This window comes from Paenibacillus oryziterrae, from assembly GCF_042610485.1.
Lineage (GTDB): Bacteria > Bacillota > Bacilli > Paenibacillales > Paenibacillaceae > Paenibacillus_AQ.
Map to the genome: position 1 here is coordinate 320,995 of NZ_JBGJZO010000003.1, position 18,820 is coordinate 339,814.

The 18,820-nt window shown below is 46.2% G+C and carries 14 protein-coding genes; 11 read left to right on the forward strand and 3 right to left on the reverse strand.

Annotated features, from left to right (window positions below):
* Positions 1–31: 31 nt before the first annotated feature.
* Positions 32–1,561: an amino acid permease gene (locus ACAN55_RS06145; protein WP_379129545.1), complete on the forward strand. Its 1,530-nt coding sequence runs from the start codon at positions 32–34 to the stop codon at positions 1,559–1,561.
* Between the two features lie 112 nt (positions 1,562–1,673).
* Entirely contained in the window at positions 1,674–2,516 is an 843-nt protein-coding gene (locus tag ACAN55_RS06150) for a GNAT family N-acetyltransferase (RefSeq protein ID WP_379129548.1), read from the forward strand.
* A gap of 161 nt (positions 2,517–2,677) precedes the next feature.
* On the opposite strand, the gene ACAN55_RS06155 is transcribed toward ACAN55_RS06150, so the two are convergent.
* Positions 2,678–3,106, reverse strand: coding sequence for a PH domain-containing protein (locus ACAN55_RS06155; RefSeq protein WP_379129551.1), 429 nt, complete (start codon positions 3,104–3,106; stop codon positions 2,678–2,680).
* Between the two features lie 400 nt (positions 3,107–3,506).
* On the opposite strand from ACAN55_RS06155, the gene ACAN55_RS06160 reads away from it, so the two are divergent.
* From ACAN55_RS06160 to ACAN55_RS06170, 3 genes are all read left to right on the forward strand, one after another.
* Positions 3,507–4,607, forward strand: a complete 1,101-nt coding sequence (locus ACAN55_RS06160) for a sugar ABC transporter substrate-binding protein (RefSeq protein WP_379129554.1) — start codon at positions 3,507–3,509, stop codon at positions 4,605–4,607.
* Positions 4,608–4,699: 92 nt separating this feature from the next.
* The gene (locus ACAN55_RS06165) at positions 4,700–6,220 is read left to right on the forward strand and encodes an ATP-binding cassette domain-containing protein (protein ID WP_379129556.1); all 1,521 of its coding nucleotides are present in this window, start codon (positions 4,700–4,702) and stop codon (positions 6,218–6,220) included.
* An 11-nt stretch (positions 6,221–6,231) separates the two neighbouring features.
* Positions 6,232–7,407 (forward strand): sugar ABC transporter permease, encoded by a 1,176-nt coding sequence (locus tag ACAN55_RS06170; protein WP_379129559.1) that lies wholly within the window; start codon positions 6,232–6,234, stop codon positions 7,405–7,407.
* Between the two features lie 101 nt (positions 7,408–7,508).
* Here ACAN55_RS06170 and ACAN55_RS06175 read toward each other — a convergent pair whose 3' ends face one another.
* A complete protein-coding gene (locus ACAN55_RS06175) occupies positions 7,509–9,563 on the reverse strand; it encodes a beta-galactosidase (RefSeq protein ID WP_379129562.1) in 2,055 nt (684 codons plus the stop codon).
* A 146-nt stretch (positions 9,564–9,709) separates the two neighbouring features.
* Here ACAN55_RS06175 and ACAN55_RS06180 point away from each other — a divergent pair, with 146 nt between their 5' ends.
* From ACAN55_RS06180 to ACAN55_RS06200, 5 genes are all read left to right on the forward strand, one after another.
* Positions 9,710–10,543 carry a helix-turn-helix transcriptional regulator gene (locus ACAN55_RS06180; protein ID WP_379129565.1) on the forward strand — a complete coding sequence of 278 codons (834 nt, stop codon included), beginning with the start codon at positions 9,710–9,712 and terminating at the stop codon, positions 10,541–10,543.
* 353 nt (positions 10,544–10,896) lie between these two features.
* A complete protein-coding gene (locus ACAN55_RS06185; RefSeq protein ID WP_379129569.1) occupies positions 10,897–14,925 on the forward strand; it encodes a chitobiase/beta-hexosaminidase C-terminal domain-containing protein in 4,029 nt (1,342 codons plus the stop codon).
* A gap of 184 nt (positions 14,926–15,109) precedes the next feature.
* The gene (locus tag ACAN55_RS06190) at positions 15,110–15,808 is read left to right on the forward strand and encodes an aspartate/glutamate racemase family protein (protein WP_379129572.1); all 699 of its coding nucleotides are present in this window, start codon (positions 15,110–15,112) and stop codon (positions 15,806–15,808) included.
* Positions 15,809–16,175: 367 nt separating this feature from the next.
* Positions 16,176–16,607 carry a hypothetical protein gene (locus ACAN55_RS06195; RefSeq protein WP_379129575.1) on the forward strand — a complete coding sequence of 144 codons (432 nt, stop codon included), beginning with the start codon at positions 16,176–16,178 and terminating at the stop codon, positions 16,605–16,607.
* A gap of 263 nt (positions 16,608–16,870) precedes the next feature.
* Entirely contained in the window at positions 16,871–17,044 is a 174-nt protein-coding gene (locus ACAN55_RS06200; protein WP_379129578.1) for a hypothetical protein, read from the forward strand.
* Between the two features lie 76 nt (positions 17,045–17,120).
* Here the strand turns inward: ACAN55_RS06200 and ACAN55_RS06205 are convergent, their stop codons facing one another.
* A complete protein-coding gene (locus ACAN55_RS06205; protein ID WP_379129580.1) occupies positions 17,121–17,891 on the reverse strand; it encodes an SDR family NAD(P)-dependent oxidoreductase in 771 nt (256 codons plus the stop codon).
* Between the two features lie 572 nt (positions 17,892–18,463).
* Between ACAN55_RS06205 and ACAN55_RS06210 the strand changes: the two genes are divergently transcribed.
* Positions 18,464–18,811: a P-II family nitrogen regulator gene (locus tag ACAN55_RS06210; protein WP_379129583.1), complete on the forward strand. Its 348-nt coding sequence runs from the start codon at positions 18,464–18,466 to the stop codon at positions 18,809–18,811.
* Positions 18,812–18,820 lie beyond the last annotated feature (9 nt).

Here is an 18,820-nt window from a genome sequence, read left to right on the forward strand (position 1 = left end):
TTGTTCTAAACAAGTTCTGGGAGGCGGCAAGATGCGGCAGGAAGGAAAAGGATTGTCGGTGTGGCAGCTAACGATGCTTGCACTAGGAACGGTCGTAGGCGGGTCGTTTTTTCTGGGAAGCTCGGTGGCGATTCGTGCGGCAGGACCGTCTGTTCTGCTGGCTTATGTGATCGGCGGAATTCTGGTGTATTTCATATTATCAGCGTTGTCGGAGATGACGGTAGCGAATCCTGCATCCGGGTCCTTTCGGACCTACACCGAGCAGGCATTTGGCCGGGGAGCGGGTTTTACTGTAGGTTGGGTATATTGGACAGGACTTGTACTGGCTATGTCCAGTGAAGCAACAGCAGTATCCATTCTGCTCCGGGGCTGGTATCCATGGCTTCCGTTGTCGCTCGTCGGTGCAGTTATTATTGTAGGTGTTACATTGCTTAATCTGCTGGGGGCGGAGCGGCTTAGTAAGCTGGAGAGCGGTCTGGCTGCAATCAAACTGATTGCTATAGCTGCTTTTGTGGTGTTTGCCATCTGCCTGCTGGCAGGGCTGGGCACACGGGTGAACGGTTCAGCGGGATTGGATGTCGTTCAAGGTCAGGGCTTTTTCCCGGGAGGAATTCGTGGAATTGCCGGTAGTATGCTGATGGTCATGTTCACCTATGCAGGGTTTGAGGTTCTGGGTCTGGCAGCATCGGAGACGGGCAATCCGTCAGTAATTATTCCAAAAGCGATTCGGTATACGATCATTTTGCTAGTGGGCCTTTATTTGGCCGCTATGGCATCATTGTTCCTGCTGCTCCCCCCTAATCGGGTATCGCTTACGGTCAGCCCGTTTGTATCAGCGCTCAGCCTTTATGGCTTTAGCTGGGCCGGTAACATTATGAATATTGTGCTCGTTTCTGCGATCTTATCTACTATGCTCGCTTCTGTGTTTGGTCTGGGACGGATGCTCCGTTCCTTAGCAGAAGAGGGTCATACACCCAACTGGATGAAAGACCGTAGTGATATTCCATACCGCGGGATTCTGATCTCCGGGGGGGCAATGCTGGCCGGACTTGGTCTTGGCATGCTGCTTCCGCAGGGAATCTACCTCTTTCTAGTCAGTTCCGGCGGGTTCTCTCTGCTGTTCGCGTATTGCCTTATTATGGCCAGCCATTACCGGCTGCGTAAGCAGCATGGCAGTGCGTTTATAGATGGGAGTGGGTTAAGAGGCTTTCCCTACACCTCATGGATCGCAATCGGCAGCTTGATCATCATCATTGCGAGCATGCCGCTTATTCCCGGGCAGGGTGGGGGTTTGGCTGCGGGGATGATGTTTGTGCTCTTGTATGCCGGCTTATATGGAGTTAGCAGACTGCGTGCAGCATCAAAGGTACGGGCTAAGCAGCAGTTCGGGATAAGGTCCCGAGGCACAGCTTTACCCGGATTAGCTGGAGCTGAGGCGTCCCGGGAATTGACAGGTGAAGCAGAATCGGTCGGAGAATTAGATAAAGTCGTATTCAAGGATCATCTCCCGCCAAAAGGTAATGGGTCAAAGCGGAGAAAAAAGAAACGGAAGCGGGGATAACCCGTCTTCCGTTTCTTTTTTTGAAATACAAGAAAGTATAAGTTCTAGCCGTTTCTTCTTATGTTACAATAGCTTGAAAAAAGATTCCAAACGAGAGAGGTGAGAGGAGTATATGATCCATTTGGCACGTGAAGACTATAACAAGGTACTCATTCCCTTAAATCAAGTGAAAATAAACAGAATGTTCGCAGAAGCAGTGATCAGGAAGACAATTCCCGGAAACGTGTATGTGGACTGCCTTGAAGATCCGCATGCTTTTTATGTGCTACATCCATATGGAATGTCGTTATTGTTCGGTGAATCCGGTAATGAGGATTTCAATCGGGAGCTAGTCCATTACATAACTAACAAGAAGCAGAAGAGACTTTCACAGGAATGGCTTCAGGCAGATCCGGCAGGGGATTGGATTGCGCTAATTGATTCGGTAATGCTCACCCATAACGATTCATTAGTCAGAGATCAGACGATAGATGTCAAGGGCACCAGTCAGCCGATCCTAAGAAATACGCGGGTTAATTTCAGATTTAACAGTGAAGCTTATCGGAGAACGAGAAAGACTATAACTGGACCCGATGATGAAATCGTGCAGATTACCAAGGGAATGTTCATGGCTCAACCGGGTAGTGTGACGGCGCGGAATTTCTGGAGGGATGAAGAGCATTTTTTGGCTGAAGGAATAGGCTATAGCTTACTCAGCAGCGGAGACATTGCCTCTACAGCTTTTTCGGCATTTATTGATCCGTATAAGCTGGAGATTGGCATTGAGACCTCGGAAGGTCATCGGGGCAAAGGGTATGCCTATGCCGTATGCGCGGCTCTGATTGATTACTGCCTGGAGCATCAGTTGGAGCCCGTGTGGTCATGCAGGTTGGAGAATGAGGGTTCATACAAGCTTGCGCAACGTCTGGGTTTCGAGCCGTCTCTTACTCTTCCTTATTATCGACTTGCTGAATAGGGAAAATAAAAGTAATTAATTTTGGCGATCCGCAGAGTACTACCGTCGTGAATTATACAGAGGACAGGTGTAAGTTAAGAATCCTTTGACTTGAACACAAACAAAGAAATCCTTCAGCCTCGTTGGCGGAAGGATTTCTTTGTGCTCAAAGTAGAGCCGGATTATGAATTCAAGCGGTTATAATTCTCAGAGGCAATGCTGACAAGAGCCGTATAAAGCGGTTGTACGTTGAATTTCTTGCCGAATTCAAATTTGTAGATCGAAGTCTGCAAATTATTCGTTTTATGATAGGGAGAAGTAATGTAATGGATAGTCACTTCGCAATCATCAAAGCCTGTTCCGCCTGTTTCCATGGTAACTTCGAAAATAGAACTGAGGTGGATGGAAGCGACGCGTGTCTTTTTCCCGGTAACGCCTTGATGGTCAATCATAATTAATCTTTCATTTGTAATCAGAAATGCGTCCCGGATCAGTTTGAAACCACTTTGAATTTCTTCCTGCGGCATGAGATATGCTCCATATTGGCTTTTTAATTCAGGAACACTGACCTCCGAATAGTTTCCTAATAAGCCGCCGAACAAGTTAGCCATTGAAATTCCCTCCTGTTAGTAAATACCTGATAAGCATGTATTTTATTACACTCTTTGATATTCTCTGCAAAGGCCGATATTCCTTCTTTTTCCTGCGGGCGATTTAGTGAAATTCAGACAATTTATGCTATAAAATAGGTAAAATTCTTAACTGTTTTATCTCTGAGTAGCAAAAAATAGAAAATAATTGGTCATTTTGAGAGTTTCACTCTGAAATTTGATGTGAACGCGCGTTCTTGTTCTCTCGGAAAAATATTCCTTAAAAAAATGGACTTTTTAACCTGGAATATGAGGATATTCAAGATTTATAGGAGAATTTTCTATTCCGGGGCACCGAAACCGATGTTACTATTCAGATGTGCCTTACAGTATTAGCCAAATAAAGGGAGGGTTTTTGAGAATGAAAAAGATTTTGAAAGCGATTCCGCTCATGCTCGTTGCAATTATGCTCACTGCATTAATGGCAGCTTGTGGAAACAGTGGCGGCAAAGTGGATGTAGGTATCGTATTGCCTACCAAAGATGAGCCAAGATGGGTGCAAGACGAACAAAGATTTAAAGATGCTTTAAAAGGAACAGACTACTCTGTAGAAATCCTGTTCAGCCAAGGTTCTTCCGCGAAAGAAAAAGAAAACGTGGATTCCTTGATTGCTAAAGACATCAAAGTCTTGATTATTTGTCCTCAAGATGGCGATGCAGCAGCTGCTGCCATCGAAGCCGCTCAAAAAGCTGGTATCAAAGTTATCTCTTATGACCGTCTGATCACTAATACTGATGCAGTTAACTACTATGTAACATTTGACAGTGTGGCTGTAGGTAAAGCACAAGCTCAATACCTGGTTGATCATGCTAAAGGCAACGGCCAACCATTGTACCTGTATGCTGGTGCCGCTTCTGATAACAACGCATTCTTGTTCTTCCAAGGCGCTTGGGAAGTTCTGCAACCTAAGATCGCTGACGGCACTTTCAAAATCGCTAACTCCAGCGAAGCTGTAGCTTTGCAGGATAAAGCTGAACTTTCCCGTGATGAACTGAGTAAGATCATCAGCCAGGTTACTACAAACTGGGATGCCAATGAAGCTAAGAACAAAGCTCAAACTCACTTGACTGCAGCCGCTGCTGACGCAAAAGGCGACGTAGCTATCCTTGCACCAAATGACGGTACTGCTCGTTCTATCGCTGACGTATTTGGTTCAGACAGTGCAGTTACAAGCTACGTGGTTACAGGACAAGATGCTGAGAAAGCCTCCATCCAATACGTAATCGACGGCAAACAATCGATGACTGTATTCAAAGACGTGCGCAGCCTGGTTAAAGACGCTATGGGAATGGCCGTATCCATTCTTGACGGTAAAGACCCTGAAACAACAGGTTCTTATAACAACGGTAAAGTGGATGTTAAAGCCAAACAAACCGACGTTATCGTAGTCGACAAAGACAATGTTAAAGCGTCTCTGATTGATTCCAAATACTACGAAGCAAGCGAATTCACAGGTCTATAATCGCACAGAACCATAGCTTGGACGGAGTAGTGATAGATACGTCTATCACTATTCCGCTATTCTATGACTTGTTTTGTTAAGGAGTGTAGTAGATGAATCCATACATTTTAGAAATGAACAACATCTCTAAGGAGTTCACAGGCGTCAAAGCGCTCTCGAACGTTAACTTTAAGGTGAATAAGGGAGAAATACACTGTCTGATTGGTGAGAATGGTGCCGGCAAATCAACCTTGATGAAGGTGCTGAGTGGAGTGTACCCGCATGGGACCTATACCGGTGATATTGTATTTGAAGGGCATGTACAACAATTCGCCAAAATCAGTGACAGTGTTAAAACAGGTATTGCCATTATCTATCAAGAGCTTGCGCTGTTTCCAGACCTAACCGTATACGAGAATATATTTGCAGGCAATGAAGTGAAAAAAGGCTCGATCGTCGATTGGAACCAAACGATTGTCAAAGCCAAAGAAATGCTCAAAAAAGTAAAGCTGGATGTAAATCCCGAGGCTCTGATCAAAGATCTGGGCGTAGGCAAGCAACAGCTAGTGGAAATCGCCAAAGCACTTAGTAAAGATGTTAAGCTGCTCATATTGGACGAACCTACGGCTGCACTTAATGAAGATGACAGTGAGAACCTTCTCCAGTTGCTCAGAGAACTCAAGACACAGGGAATTACCAGTATCATGATCTCTCATAAACTGAAGGAAGTAATTGCAATTGCTGATCAGGTCACCGTTTTGCGGGATGGTCGTACGATTTGTACGCTGGACGCAGCTAAAAATGAAATCTCCGAAAGCGTCATTATCAAGAACATGGTCGGCCGTGAAATCGATGATATTTATCCTAAACGCAGCAACCAGAAATTTGGCGATAAAGTGCTGGAGATTAAGGATTGGACAGCATTTGATCCTAAGCTTGGCCGGAATGTGGTCAAGGAAGCCAATCTTAATGTAAGAAAGGGAGAAATTGTCGGCATAGCAGGTTTGATGGGTTCAGGACGTACAGAGCTCGCTCAGAGCATTTTCGGGAATCCGAAAGGCTACAAGATTAACGGCGAACTATTTATGAACGGTGCTCAAAAGAACTTCAAAAGTCCCAAAGATGCTATTCAAGCGGGAATTGCTTATGTAACGGAAGACCGGAAAGGTGACGGCTTATTTTTGATACAGGATATCAAACAGAATATTTCCGTCGGTAATCTAACGGCGATTGCTCCCAGCGGGGTAATCAACATTAATGAAGAGGTTAAAATCTCTAACGAATACAAAAATTCTCTGAACATTAAAGCTCCTTCCGTTGAGCAGCTGGTCGGCAATTTAAGCGGAGGGAACCAGCAGAAGGTGTCTTTGGGGAAATGGCTATTTGTTAATCCGAGCCTGCTTATTCTGGATGAACCAACCCGCGGTATAGATGTAGGGGCCAAATTCGAGATCTACACGATTATGAACAAATTGATCAGCGAAGGCATGAGTATCATTATGATTTCATCCGAGTTGACAGAAGTGCTGGGCATGAGCGACCGTGTTTATGTTATGGCTGAAGGAAAAATCAAAGGCGAACTGCCTGCAAACGAAGCGGATCAAGAAAAAATAATGAAGCTTGCTACGCAATAGGAGGAAGACCGGTGAAAATATTTAATGAAGCTAAATCGTTGATCAAAGTTAATATTCGGGATTACGGAATGTATATTGCTTTATTTGTTATCATGCTTACTTTTTCGATTCTGACCGATGGACTATTCATGTCCTCCCGGAATATCAGTAACCTTATTGATGCAACAGGCTATATTGCTGTGCTTGCGGTAGGGATGACACTGGTTATCGTTATCCGTCATATCGATTTGTCCGTTGGTTTCGCTGCTGGTTTCATGGGTGCGATCGCAGCAATTCTACTTACTCAACTCGGAGTGTCGGTGTTTATTACGATTCCTGTGATCCTGGTAATGGGGATTATTATCGGGATGTTTAACGGCTTCCTGGTGGCCCAAATGGGTATTCCATCGTTCGTTGCATCACTTGCAGCTATGTTGATCTTTAGAGGAGCACTGCTGCGTGTAACCGAAAAAACAGGTACAATCATCACTAAAGACGAGACATTCAACGCACTGGGCAACGGCTTTATCCCTTCACTGGGGAAATTAGGCGGTCTTAATCTGCTGTCATTGATCCTAGGCGCATTGATTATCTTGTTATTCATTTACTTTGAGTTCTCCAAACGCAGAAATAAACTCAAATATAATTTCGATGTTATCTCGAACGGAATGTTCACTGTGAAACTGGTGTTTGTAGCTGCTATTATTGCTTACATTACCTGGATCCTTGCAGGCTACAACGGGTTCTCCTGGACGGTTATTATCGTTATGATCGTCGTTGTGATCTACAACTTCCTGGCGAATTCCACTGTTATCGGACGTCATATTTATGCAGTCGGAAGTAATCCGGAAGCGGCCAACCTTAGCGGTATTAGCGTCAAAAAGATTACGTACATCGTATTCGGTTCCATGGGTATGCTGTCCGCATTGTCCGGTATCCTCTTTACTGCCCGTCTTCAATCGGCAACAACAACTGCAGGAACACTGTTCGAGCTTGATGCAATTGCAGCTGCTTATGTCGGCGGTGTATCTGCAGCAGGTGGCGTAGGTAAAATCACCGGTTCCATCATTGGTGCGATTGTAATGGCGTCACTGTCCAGCGGGATGAACTTGCTCGGCGTCGGCATTTCCTACCAGTACATGATTCGTGGTGGAGTACTAGCCGCAGCAGTAATCTTCGACGTAATGACACGCAAACAAAGAGCATAAATGCTAGCAAAGTCATAGTGATGTAAAGGCCTTAGGGATGAGATTGTCCCTAAGGCCTTTTGTTGTGTTTGAGGTGGTGAAAATCCTGTTACCATAAATCATTAATTGAGGATTAGCACTCCATAGCCTTCCAGCAGGACATTGCCCGAAAGCAGCTTTCCGTCCAGCAAATTATGCTTCTCCGTTTTAAGCAGAATTTCAGCAGGTTCTTCACCGTAGTTTAAGAGAAAGGTATATTCGTCAGACCCACTCCGGCGAATTTGCAATTCTACATCCGCAGGAAGCTCAAGCCATTCAGAGACAGGTGATTGCAGTCCCAACTGATGAATCATTTGAGTTGCGGAACTTTCATTAAAGACAGCTCCGTAATACCAGACCTCACCATTGCCGCGCCGATTGCGGGTGACAGCAGGTTTGCCTGTGTAATAATCGGAAGCGTAGGTTCCCATAACTTCAACTGTAGTCTCTTCAACATGCAGGATATCGTTAAATGCGTCAGCTCCAGTAAGGAGTTCTTCAGCACCCTCCCAGCGAATCAGGGTAGGCTGACGAGTCCCTTTGACAACAGTGAATTCTTCAACTGTAATACCGCACAGCTCTTTGGCTGCTCCTGGGAAAGGACGCATGTAACAATGGCCCCGTTCATCCTTATACCCGGTTCTGCAGCCAAAGACCAGCTTACCCCCAAGCTGGACATATTGATCCAGGAGTGAAGCGGTAGAATCGGTCAGAATCGCCGGATGCGGATAGATCAGAACTTCATATCGTGCAAGCTCCTCCAGTTGTGTTGTGCTGCGGATATACAGGATATCGCTCGGGATATGCTTGTGCTGCAGGGCTTTGAACCATTCTTTATTGCTCTGCCAAGCGAAGGGCCCATGCCATACATCGTATTCACCATCCCATTCATTGTTGTAATCGCGCACAATTGCGATATTGGCATGGGATTGTGTTCCAACGATGGAGCTGCCGATAGCTGCCAGCTCTTGTCCGATCTGTGCAGCTTCTCGTACCCGCCGGTTAGGCTGGTTGTGGTAGTCATTAATTCCGTGCCAGTAGATTTCATTGCCGAAGGTTGCTGTCCGCCAGCGGAAATAAAGCACCATGTCTGCTCCATGCGCGATGGATTGATACGTCCATAAGCGCATCTGTCCAGGCTTCGGAGAAGGCATATCCATCCGGTTCACCCATCCTCCGGGGCCAGCCTGCTGCTCCATAATGCAGAAGTTTGGGCTAATAGAGCGGACGGTTGATAATGTAAGGCTCCAGCTCCGGTCCTTAAGCGGATTCTGTTCCTCCGGATTATAATAAATACTTGAGAACTGCGGATAGGAATCATAGCTGAAGAAATCGAGCAGTTCATCATTCATCCGGTGACTGTCCAGATGTCCAAACAATCCGTTGGTGGTTATCCATTGGTTTGGTGCCTTTGCACGGAGAATGTCGGCCTGGATTTTGGCAAAAGAAATCGTAATGTCAGAGATGAAACGTTTCTCATCCAAAGCCTGATGCGGATTCGGCTGCCTCATGGCCGGTGTTGGACGCGGCAAATAAACCTGTGACCAGTCGCTGTAGGTCTGACTCCAGAACACGGCGCCCCAGGCTTCGTTCAGACTCTTCAGGGTGCCATACTTCTCTTTAAGCCAATCCCGGAAGGCAGCATGGTCGCTTTCGGAATAAAATTCACTGATCTCGCAGTTTAGCTCATTATCGATCTGCCAGCCGGTGACGCCGGGGTGATCCGCATAATGTAGAGCCAATTGTTCAACAATCCGGGCGCATAGATCATGGTATTTAGGACTGGTGTAGTTCGTATGGCGGCGGAGACCATGCTGAAGGGTAACACCTTCATACGTTACATTAAGCACCTCTGGATACCGTTCAGTTAGCCAGGCAGGAGGCGTCGCTGTAGGTGTGCCAAGTACAACTTTTAATCCATATTGATGCGCGAGGTCAATCGCCCGGTCAAACAGTCCAAACTCGAAATGACCCTCCTCCGGCTCGAAAATAGACCAGGCGAACTCGCCCATCCTTACGATTGTAAATCCCATCTCCCGCATACGGCGGTAGTCATCTTCCCACATGCTTTCCGGCCAATGCTCCGGATAATAACAGACCCCAAGCTCGAAATTCTCTTGTGCTGGCTTCTTCATCATAACCTCCAAGGTATGAAAAATATGCTTTCATATATTCTTAAGTCTATTGTATTATCAGCAGTAATGAAGAAGATATAACACAATATTGCGATGATATGACTATATTGCGTGATTTGAAATAGATAGAATTATAGAGGTGGAAACCTATGAAATTACAATGCTATTTACCTGCGCCAGCCTTTACCAAATACGTGTGTTACCCGGAATTTGTGGGGCACTATACGGATTTCCCCCAGCATACGGAGCGCCGGAAGGAGGGTGTACTAAGCAAGTATAACCTCCACCTAGTCTTTGGCGGCGAAGGATATGTGTTTCAGGAAGGAGAGCGGATTCTGATGCGGAGGGGAAGGGGATTTCTATATCCTAGGGGAGCTTACCAGCAATACGGATCGGATACCCAGCAGCCCTGGGATGTCCGCTGGGTTCATTTTGATACCGAAATTCCGCTGCCTATGCTAGAGGAAGCTGATCAGTCCAAGGGCTACCTGTTTTCTTTTGATCCGGATGCAGGTCTGGACATCTTGTTTGATGAGATGTACAACTTGAGTACATCCTATGAATCTCGCAGTGAACCGCGACTATCTGCTTTGCTATATGAGATTTTGGTGAAGCTTTTGCCAAATTCAGAACCTCTGCACGGCTCTGTCCCGCTCCAGCTTAGACATTCCATCCGCAACGTGGCGGATATTATCCACAAGGACTGCAGCAGAAAGTGGACACTGGAATCCATGGCCCGGCTGGCAGGCTACAGCAGCTGTCATTTTCTGCGGCTGTTCCGCGAAGTGATGGGCAAGACACCGAATCGTTATTTGCTGGATTCCCGTCTGGTCAAAGCCAAGCTCTTGCTCGTCTCCACTGAACTTACGGTGGCTGAGGTGTCGCAGCAGACCGGATTTTCGCAATCCAGCTATTTTATCAAAGTGTTCAAGCAGCAGGAAGGAATGCCGCCAAGTCAGTACAGGCATGCCTTTGGATCATAGAGTTCCAGAATTACAGGCTTTGCGGTTACTTACCGCAAGGCCTTTAATATACAAGAAACTAAAGTTTCACAGTATGCTTCTTATCTTCACAAATAATTCTAAAAAAAAGATATCCATCCGTTCTCAAAATTACCAATTATTTATATGATGTATATCGTTACAAAACCGGTTTCGGCTTGCACTCAAATGTTGTCCAGCCGCGTCCGTCATTTCTTCATTGATATGGAATGGGGGTGGTAATGCGTATTTGGCAGAGTTGATCCGGTTCTTTATGTAAGCGTATACCTAGTCCGGATGCTACCTGTTATCTAGTGGGTTTCCAACCAATTGTTCATGAGAGGAATGGTTACGGAATGAATTTCAGGAAAATCTGTTCGATCGTATTGGCATTAACTCTGATTGCAGGTTTGGTGTGGTCTTCTGCGCCCGGCTTTGCTGCTACCGGAGACCCGGGAAAGATAGAAGCCGAAAACTATACAGCAATGAACGGCATTCAAACCGAAGTGTGTTCAGAAGGTGGCATGAATATTTCGTATGTTGACGCAGGCGACTGGATGGACTATACGGTCAATATCCAGAATGCAGGAACGTATACCGCTGAATTCAGAGTGTCCAGCCCCTATGCAGGAACGCAACTGCAGCTTCGAAAGGGTACTACTGTGTTGTCAACTTTGACTGTACCTAATACCGGAGATTATCAGACGTGGCAGACCATCAGTGCTCAGGTAAGTCTGACAGCAGGCACACAAACCTTGCGTGTCTATGCGCCGACAAACGGATGGAATCTGAACTGGCTGAGTCTGACCTCGGCAGCCACCGGGCAGGCAGCAGCCCCAACATTTAACCCGGCAGCGGGAACCTATACCACAGCGCAAAACGTAACCCTCGCAAGCACAACGGCAGGTGCGGTTATTAAATATACGACAGATGGTTCCCCTCCAACAGCAGCATCGCCCACCTATAGTGGTCCGATCAATGTGGCAGCATCTACTACGTTGAAGGCGATCGCCACCAAGTCCGGTATGAGTGATTCGGCGGTTGTAACTGCAGCCTACACTATTAATGCGGGCCAGACAGCAGTCAATGTGCCGATGACAGGACCTTATGTCCAGTATCTGGAGATGGGACTTAGTCCGGCTGATTTGAATCAGGTCTCAACCTTGAAATCTCAGAATACGACCATTGCTCAAACTATGAGGTATAACGTCGGCACTACAGTGACCCTTAGTGTCAATTATATGGTGGAGCAGAAGCAGGTTGTATTCAAAACAACCACTGCCAGCGGTCAGGTCATCCAAGGCAATCCTTTGACCTTTACTGTACATGCGAACTCGGCTGTAACTGTTGAGATTTCGGACCGCCCGTCTGTAGCAACCCCTATTTTCACCCCCGCCGGAGGTAATTACACTTCAACCCAGAACGTCACTATCACCAGCAGTACAGCGGGTGCAGTTATTAAATATACGGTTGATGGAAGCACACCCACATCGGCTTCCCCGACCTACACTGGGCCGGTCAGTGTGACCCAGACGACAACGATAAAAGCCTTTGCGTCGCTCACCGGCATGAACGACTCGGCAGTTGCCTCTGCAACGTATACGATTGGCTCTTCAACAACGAATCTGGCCTTGCATAAGACGGGCACAGCCTTCTCCTATCTAGGGGGCAATATCGCAAATGCCGCCTTTGACGGCGATCCGGGAACACGCTGGGAGTCGGAATTCAGCGATCTGCAATGGATCTATGTAGACTTGGGCGCGAACATCACGGTTGGCGGCGTGAAGCTCATTTGGGAAACGGCCAGCGCCAAAAGCTACAAAATCCAGGTATCGACCAACGGAAACTCCTGGAATGATGCCTACACCCAGCCAAACGGAATGGGAGGAACAGAGAACATCACGTTTACGCCTGTGACGGCCCGTTATGTGAGAATGAATGCTACAGCGAGAAATACAGAGTGGGGGTATTCGCTGTGGGAGTTTGAGGTGTACGGCCAACCTACTCCCCAAGTGGCAGTCCCAGTGTTCACACCCGCTGCCGGTACTTATACAACGGCTCAGAATGTGACCATCAGCAGCAGTACGGCTGGTGCCACCATTAAATATACAACAGATGGATCTACCCCTACCGCTGCATCCCCGACATACACCGGGGCGATCAATGTGTCGGTGACAACGACGATTAAAGCGATAGCGATAAAGACCGATATGACGAATTCGGAAGTGGCAACCGCGGCGTATACCATCGCCGCTTTTAAAGTGCTCTCACCGGTTAACGGACAAATGATTACGACAACACGAACGCCGTTGCTGACCTGGGAAGCTAAGGCAGGAGCTGCGAGATACGAGGTATACGTAAATATTTCAAGAACGGACTACGACTGGAACGCCTCCGGCAACCTGCTAGACCGATATACCAAGGTAGGCGAGGTTACGGGAACAAGCTTCACGGCTCCATCCCTTGTCGACCGCTGGACCTATAAATGGTACGTCGTTGCTGTGGACGGCAGCGGAGCAAGAAGCCAGTCCAGTATTGGACAATTCAGCGTGTACTTACCCTATCTTGAGCAGGTTGCCGACGGAGTGAATCTGGTGAATGGCAGCCGTGACTTGAATAAGAATGGGGCAATTGAGCCCTATGAGGATTGGCATAATTCAATCAATACCCGGCTGGATGATTTGATGACGCGGATGACCAGCGACGAGAAGCTAAACCAGCTGTTTTATTCACCGGATACTCTGAGTGCGATGAATACGCAGGCGGGATTTGTGTTCTCCTATGGAACAACGGACTTCATTACCGATGCACAGAAAAAAGTAGCCTCCACCCAGCGTCTTGGCGTACCTATCGCCTTCACGGGCGATAAGATCCAAGGTTGGAAGACGATTTTCCCGACGGAACTGGGTTTGGCGGCAACCCGTAATCTTAATCTGGCCTGGCAGGCCGGTGATCTCCAGCGGCGGGAGCAGAAAGCATGGGGCTTCACCGGAACGCTCTCCCCGCTTGCCGAAGTGAATACCAAGGTGCTATATCCACGGTTTCAGGAGGGCGCAGGAGAGAACGCGGATTACGCGGCAGCGATGGTCCGTGCGATGATCGTTGGGATGCAGGGAGGACCTGAGGTTAATCCCAAATCGATTCTGATTACCGTTAAACACTGGCCAAGTCAAGGGGCTGGTGGTGAACAGGCCATCGTGTATGACAGTACCACTATAAAATATCACATGAAGCCTTGGTATGCGGCCATTGAAGCCAACGCCGGCACAGTCATGCCGGGTTATGGCACTGCACCTTTCCTGGATCCAAGCGGAGCAGGGGCGGGAGTCAGCAAGCCTACCATTGACTATTTGCGCAATGTGATCGGCTTCAAAGGTGTTGTTGTGACCGACTGGCTGGCTTCGGCAACGGATACTTCAGTCAAGAGCTTGAATGCGGGTGTTGATGTTATGGGAGGAGCAATGGCTTCCGGAACAGATTTCAATACGGTAATCGGTTCCGTTGGCTGGGTTCGTTTGAATGAAGCAGTTCGCCGGGTGCTGGAGCTAAAATTCAAGCTGGGTATGTTCGAGAACCCTTATGGCGACCCGGATTATCCAACCAGCATCTGGCATAGCACAGAGAGCAATAACATTGTTAATGAAGCGGCACGTCAGTCTCTTACGTTGCTGAAGAACAACGGAGTTCTCCCTCTGAAAGTGAACAGTGGTGAAACGCTTGTTGTAGCCGGTCCCCGGGCTACCAGTGATGATATGGCAACCGACAATATCGCCAATGTCATCTGGCAATCCATCTACCATGATAACCCTGCTGCTAAATCGTATTACCAGGGAATCAAGGACAGGGCGGGTACAGGAGTAAATGTCGTCCTGAATGATGCGGCAACAGCTAAAGCTGCTGTAGTGGTTATTGGCGAGAAGAGTTATACCCACGGAACCGAGTGGCCGGATAAACAGATCACGATTCCTACAGACCAAATTGCTCAGATTGATAAGTTCTATAATAAGGGAATTCCTGTTGTCGCCGTAGTCGTGATGCCAAGACCTTATGTATTGACAGATATACTGAATAAATGTGCGGCAATCGTCGTGGTATACCGGCCGGGGAACGGAGGAGGTCTGGCAACTTCCCAATTACTGTTCGGTGATTATCTGCCTAAAGGTAAGCTTCCATTCCAGCTCCCGCGATCAGTGGATCAGGTAGGAACGGATGTAACAACCAATCAACTGGAGAAGTGGGATCTCCCTTACGATCTAGGTGCCACTGAAGCGGAACGGGCCGAAATCCGCAATTATATCAATAATAATCAACCGGTACCTACCACTTATGGTAATCCATTGTTCCCTTACGGTTACGGTCTGCAGAATTTCAATCCTTCCCCGTAAAGAAAACCAGGTATGAAAAAAGCTCCTGTGACCTAGGGACGGGACTGACCCCCTAACGTCACAGGAGCTTTCTTATAATTTGCGATAGAAACATGGAAGGTAGCTGATTTGTTGGATTGAGAGAAATAGCGGATCGTGATAGACTTCTCATAACGTTTGTCAGTAGCGGGTGGAGGAGATCTTATTGAGAACGATTGGGTTGATCGGCGGAATGAGCTGGGAATCTTCTCTGCTTTATTACAAGATCATCAATGAAAGAGTAAAGAAGCAATTAGGCGGACTGCACTCAGCACAGTGCCTGATGTATTCCGTTGATTTTACAGAAGTAGAAAGACTACAGCACTATAATGAGTGGGATAAATTAACTGAGATGATGATAGACATCGCCCGAAGGCTTAAGAATGGAGGTGCGGACTTCATTGTTATCTGCACTAATACCATGCATAGAATGGCTGAAGACATTCAGCGGGAGGCTGGTATTGATATTCTACATATCGCTGAGGCGACAGGCCGGGAAGTGAGTAGACAAGGCTTAAAGCGGGTAGGACTGCTCGGAACCCGGTTCACGATGGAAGGGGAGTTCTTTAAACAAATCCTGAGTGAGAAATTCGGCATAGAGGCCATTATTCCACAGCCGGAGGAGAGAGAAGAAATCCACAGGATCATATATGAAGAATTGTGCAAAGGAGACATTCAAAGTAACTCCAAGGATACTTATTTGCGGGTCATTCATAATCTGGGCCTGAAAGGTGCCGAGGGCGTTATTTTGGGCTGTACGGAAATCTCGATGTTAATCAATCAAAGGGATACGAATATCCCCCTGTTCGATACAACAGAAATACATGCGAATGCGGCGGTTGATTTGGCGCTCCAATTGCTGTAGTGTACTCTGACACTCCCAAATTAAAGCCAGCTTAAAGTAGTGATAGTGAAAGAAGCTTCCGCATCTCGGAAGCTTCTTAGTTCTTATTTATGCGATTCGCACCCTTTTTCTTCTCCCTAGCATTTTATCGAGGCAATAGGTGATTCCTGCAAAAATACCCATAATGCCGAAGTAGGTCATGATAACGCTGATGTAATTAATACTTCCCGAATCTCAGGAGTGCAGCAACGGTCATTAAGCTGTTTGAAAGATGATTGAAAGGTGTGGTCCTATTTGAACCGGAAAGAGTATAATAATTACAATAAACACTTTTTATTGCACGTTTAAATTCGAGGGGGGAGTAAATCTGTTTCATCCGCTGAGTCTTTTGATACCGCTTATGGTGATTCTGCCCACTGTACTATTGATCAAATTTCAGCCAAAGAATATGCCGGACAATCCGGATGAGAATGGGGATTTCAGACTCTCAGCTGCAGAAGGGATTGGCCGTACAGGAGTCATCATCGCTCCTCTTTTTGCAACCATACATCTGGACAATACATATGAAGAAATCGCAATGTCAGGTATGATAATAACTTTGATCCTCTATTACTTTGGATGGATCCGATATTTTAAAGGCGGAAGGGAATATGAGCTGATGTTCTCGCCTATGGCAGGAATTCCGGTACCTTTGGCGGTTACACCAGTTCTGTTTTTTCTGTGTGCTACATTAGTTCTTCACTCACCCTATATGCTGGCCGCAACGGTGGTTTTTGGAATAGGACATATCGCGAATAGCATGAAAAAAAGGCCGAGCTAAGCGGCCTTTTTTATTTTACGAAAGAATATCCTCCAGCGGGTTCGTTTGACCGTTCGATTGGATCGCCATTTGAGGCTGGCCCCATTTCGTCCATTCTGCTTATGTATCCATGGTCCTTTCCGCATTGTGAATTACCTACTTGTAGTATCTAAAAAAACAACATAATTATGCCTTGTTCTAAATAATACCTTTTTACTGTATAAGACGATTTGGATTTGTGAAAAATATGACTAATTCTCATCTATACAAAAGGAGCGAGGTAATTGGAAATTACAATGGGTGCAGATGAAGTTATCAACCGGATCAGGCAGCTTCAATCGAATGGAGGTACGACTAATAAAAAGCAAGTGAAGCAATCCGATCCTGAGCTGATGCAGAACGCGTTGTTTTATTTCCCAAGCTGGGATCATGCGTTAAAGAATGCAGAGACATTGTAGACCCGTGTAAAAGAACTAAAAAACGCTAATGACGAATAAAGTCATTAGCGTTTTTTAGTATTCATTACAATACGGTTTAGCTGCGATAAATTGGAGCTCCTAGCGGAGCAGCTCCGGCACCGCCATCAACACTGATTTCGGCTCCTTGAACAAATGAAGAATCTTCTGAGGCCAGGAAAAGTGCCGCCTTGGCTATTTCTACAGCTTCACCAATACGGTTAAGAGGTATGCTTAATGCAAGCCCAGCCTCTAATTTAGCAAAGCTTTCCGGGTCAGACTGTCCCCAGATCGGTGTGCGGGTTGCTCCAGGTACGACCGTGTTTACACGTATACCGCGTGGTGACAGCTCGGCAGCCATAACCCTTGCCATACTGCTGATCGCCCCTTTACTTGCAGCATATGCAGACCCTCCCGGTCTTCCAGCCTTAGCTAGTACGGAACCGACCAGAATCACTGATGCTCCTTCTTTCAGATGAGGAAGAGCCCCTTGAACGGTAAAGAACACACCGGTTACGTTTGTTCTCAAAATCTCTTCAAATACAGAATGCTCTGTGCCACCTACTGGAGTTGCTCCGGAAATTCCGGCATTCGCAAAAACGATATCCAGACTACCAAATGTTTCTACAGCCGCAGCCGCAGCTTTTTCGAGACCTGCTGGGTCGGTTGCATCGGTTTGAATAGTGAGGACATTTGCTCCGAGTTCTTCCTTAACTGCATTTAGTCTGTCCTGATTTCTTCCCGTAACGACGACCTTCGCGCCTTCTTCAATAAATAACTTTGCAGTGGCGAACCCAATACCGCTGTTTCCTCCTGTAATTAAAGCCACTTTGTTTGTAAGTTTTCCCATGGATAATCGCTCCTTTAGGTTTATTCGAGAATGATCGTTCTTAAAAAGATCAAAAAAATAAGAAGTCGTGCTTCGCTATTATCTTAACATTACGGGAACGATCGGTAAAGAATTATTTTTGAAAAGTGCATAATAGAAATAAATTGGAAACACCACATCACTGCATGGTAGAATTTAGGTAAAGGAGTTTTCTATGAAAATTTTCAAGAAAGCCAGTTTCTTACTGCCTGTATTGTCTTTGATCATTTGCATACATAACTTATCTGGGAATGATGATAAAAACTTGCTATTGTTCCTGACAAGTCCATTGTTATTACGTCTGAATTCATGGTTAACGGATCTCCATTACTCCATGAATAATGAACTTCTATTCAATTTTATTTTGTACTGCCTACATTTTTTTTCGTGGCTGATTGCAGGACTTTTTATAGATTGGCTTCGTAAGAAGTATAAAACAAAAAGAAGAACCCTATAAATGTCACAGATTATTGAAATCTAACATGACTACCCCGGTGATATGATACAATCAAATCAATTAATGACCATTTGGTGTACATTATTGGAGGTACTATATGAAGAAGATAGAAGCCATTATTCGTCCCGAGAAACTTAGAGAAGTTATTGAAGCTCTTCGGATTATAGATGTTACCGGATTTACAGTGACCCAGGCGCAAGGACGCGGACAGCAAAAGAATACAACAGGCGTGTACAGAGGTAAGTCTTACACCGTTAATCTGCATCATAAAGTCAAAATGGAGATTATTGTATCCGACCATAAAGTGCAGGAGACCATTCAAACCATAATAAAAACTGCACAGACTGGGGAAATGGGAGACGGCAAAATTTTTGTTGTTCCTGTTCAAGAAATGTACAATATCAGAACGGGTGTAACGGACGAAACCATTGACGAATTGAAGTGAATTCTTCCT

Excerpts from the sequence above, each read along its gene's own strand:
- ACAN55_RS06145 (WP_379129545.1), top strand. The coding sequence starts at position 32 with ATGCGGCAGGAAGGAAAAGGATTGTCGGTGTGGCAGCTAACGATGCTT.
- ACAN55_RS06150 (WP_379129548.1), top strand. The coding sequence starts at position 1,674 with ATGATCCATTTGGCACGTGAAGACTATAACAAGGTACTCATTCCCTTA.
- ACAN55_RS06155 (WP_379129551.1), bottom strand. The coding sequence starts at position 3,106 with ATGGCTAACTTGTTCGGCGGCTTATTAGGAAACTATTCGGAGGTCAGT.
- ACAN55_RS06160 (WP_379129554.1), top strand. The coding sequence starts at position 3,507 with ATGAAAAAGATTTTGAAAGCGATTCCGCTCATGCTCGTTGCAATTATG.
- ACAN55_RS06165 (WP_379129556.1), top strand. The coding sequence starts at position 4,700 with ATGAATCCATACATTTTAGAAATGAACAACATCTCTAAGGAGTTCACA.
- ACAN55_RS06175 (WP_379129562.1), bottom strand. The coding sequence starts at position 9,563 with ATGATGAAGAAGCCAGCACAAGAGAATTTCGAGCTTGGGGTCTGTTAT.
- ACAN55_RS06180 (WP_379129565.1), top strand. The coding sequence starts at position 9,710 with ATGAAATTACAATGCTATTTACCTGCGCCAGCCTTTACCAAATACGTG.
- ACAN55_RS06185 (WP_379129569.1), top strand. The coding sequence starts at position 10,897 with ATGAATTTCAGGAAAATCTGTTCGATCGTATTGGCATTAACTCTGATT.
- ACAN55_RS06205 (WP_379129580.1), bottom strand. The coding sequence starts at position 17,891 with ATGGGAAAACTTACAAACAAAGTGGCTTTAATTACAGGAGGAAACAGC.
- ACAN55_RS06210 (WP_379129583.1), top strand. The coding sequence starts at position 18,464 with ATGAAGAAGATAGAAGCCATTATTCGTCCCGAGAAACTTAGAGAAGTT.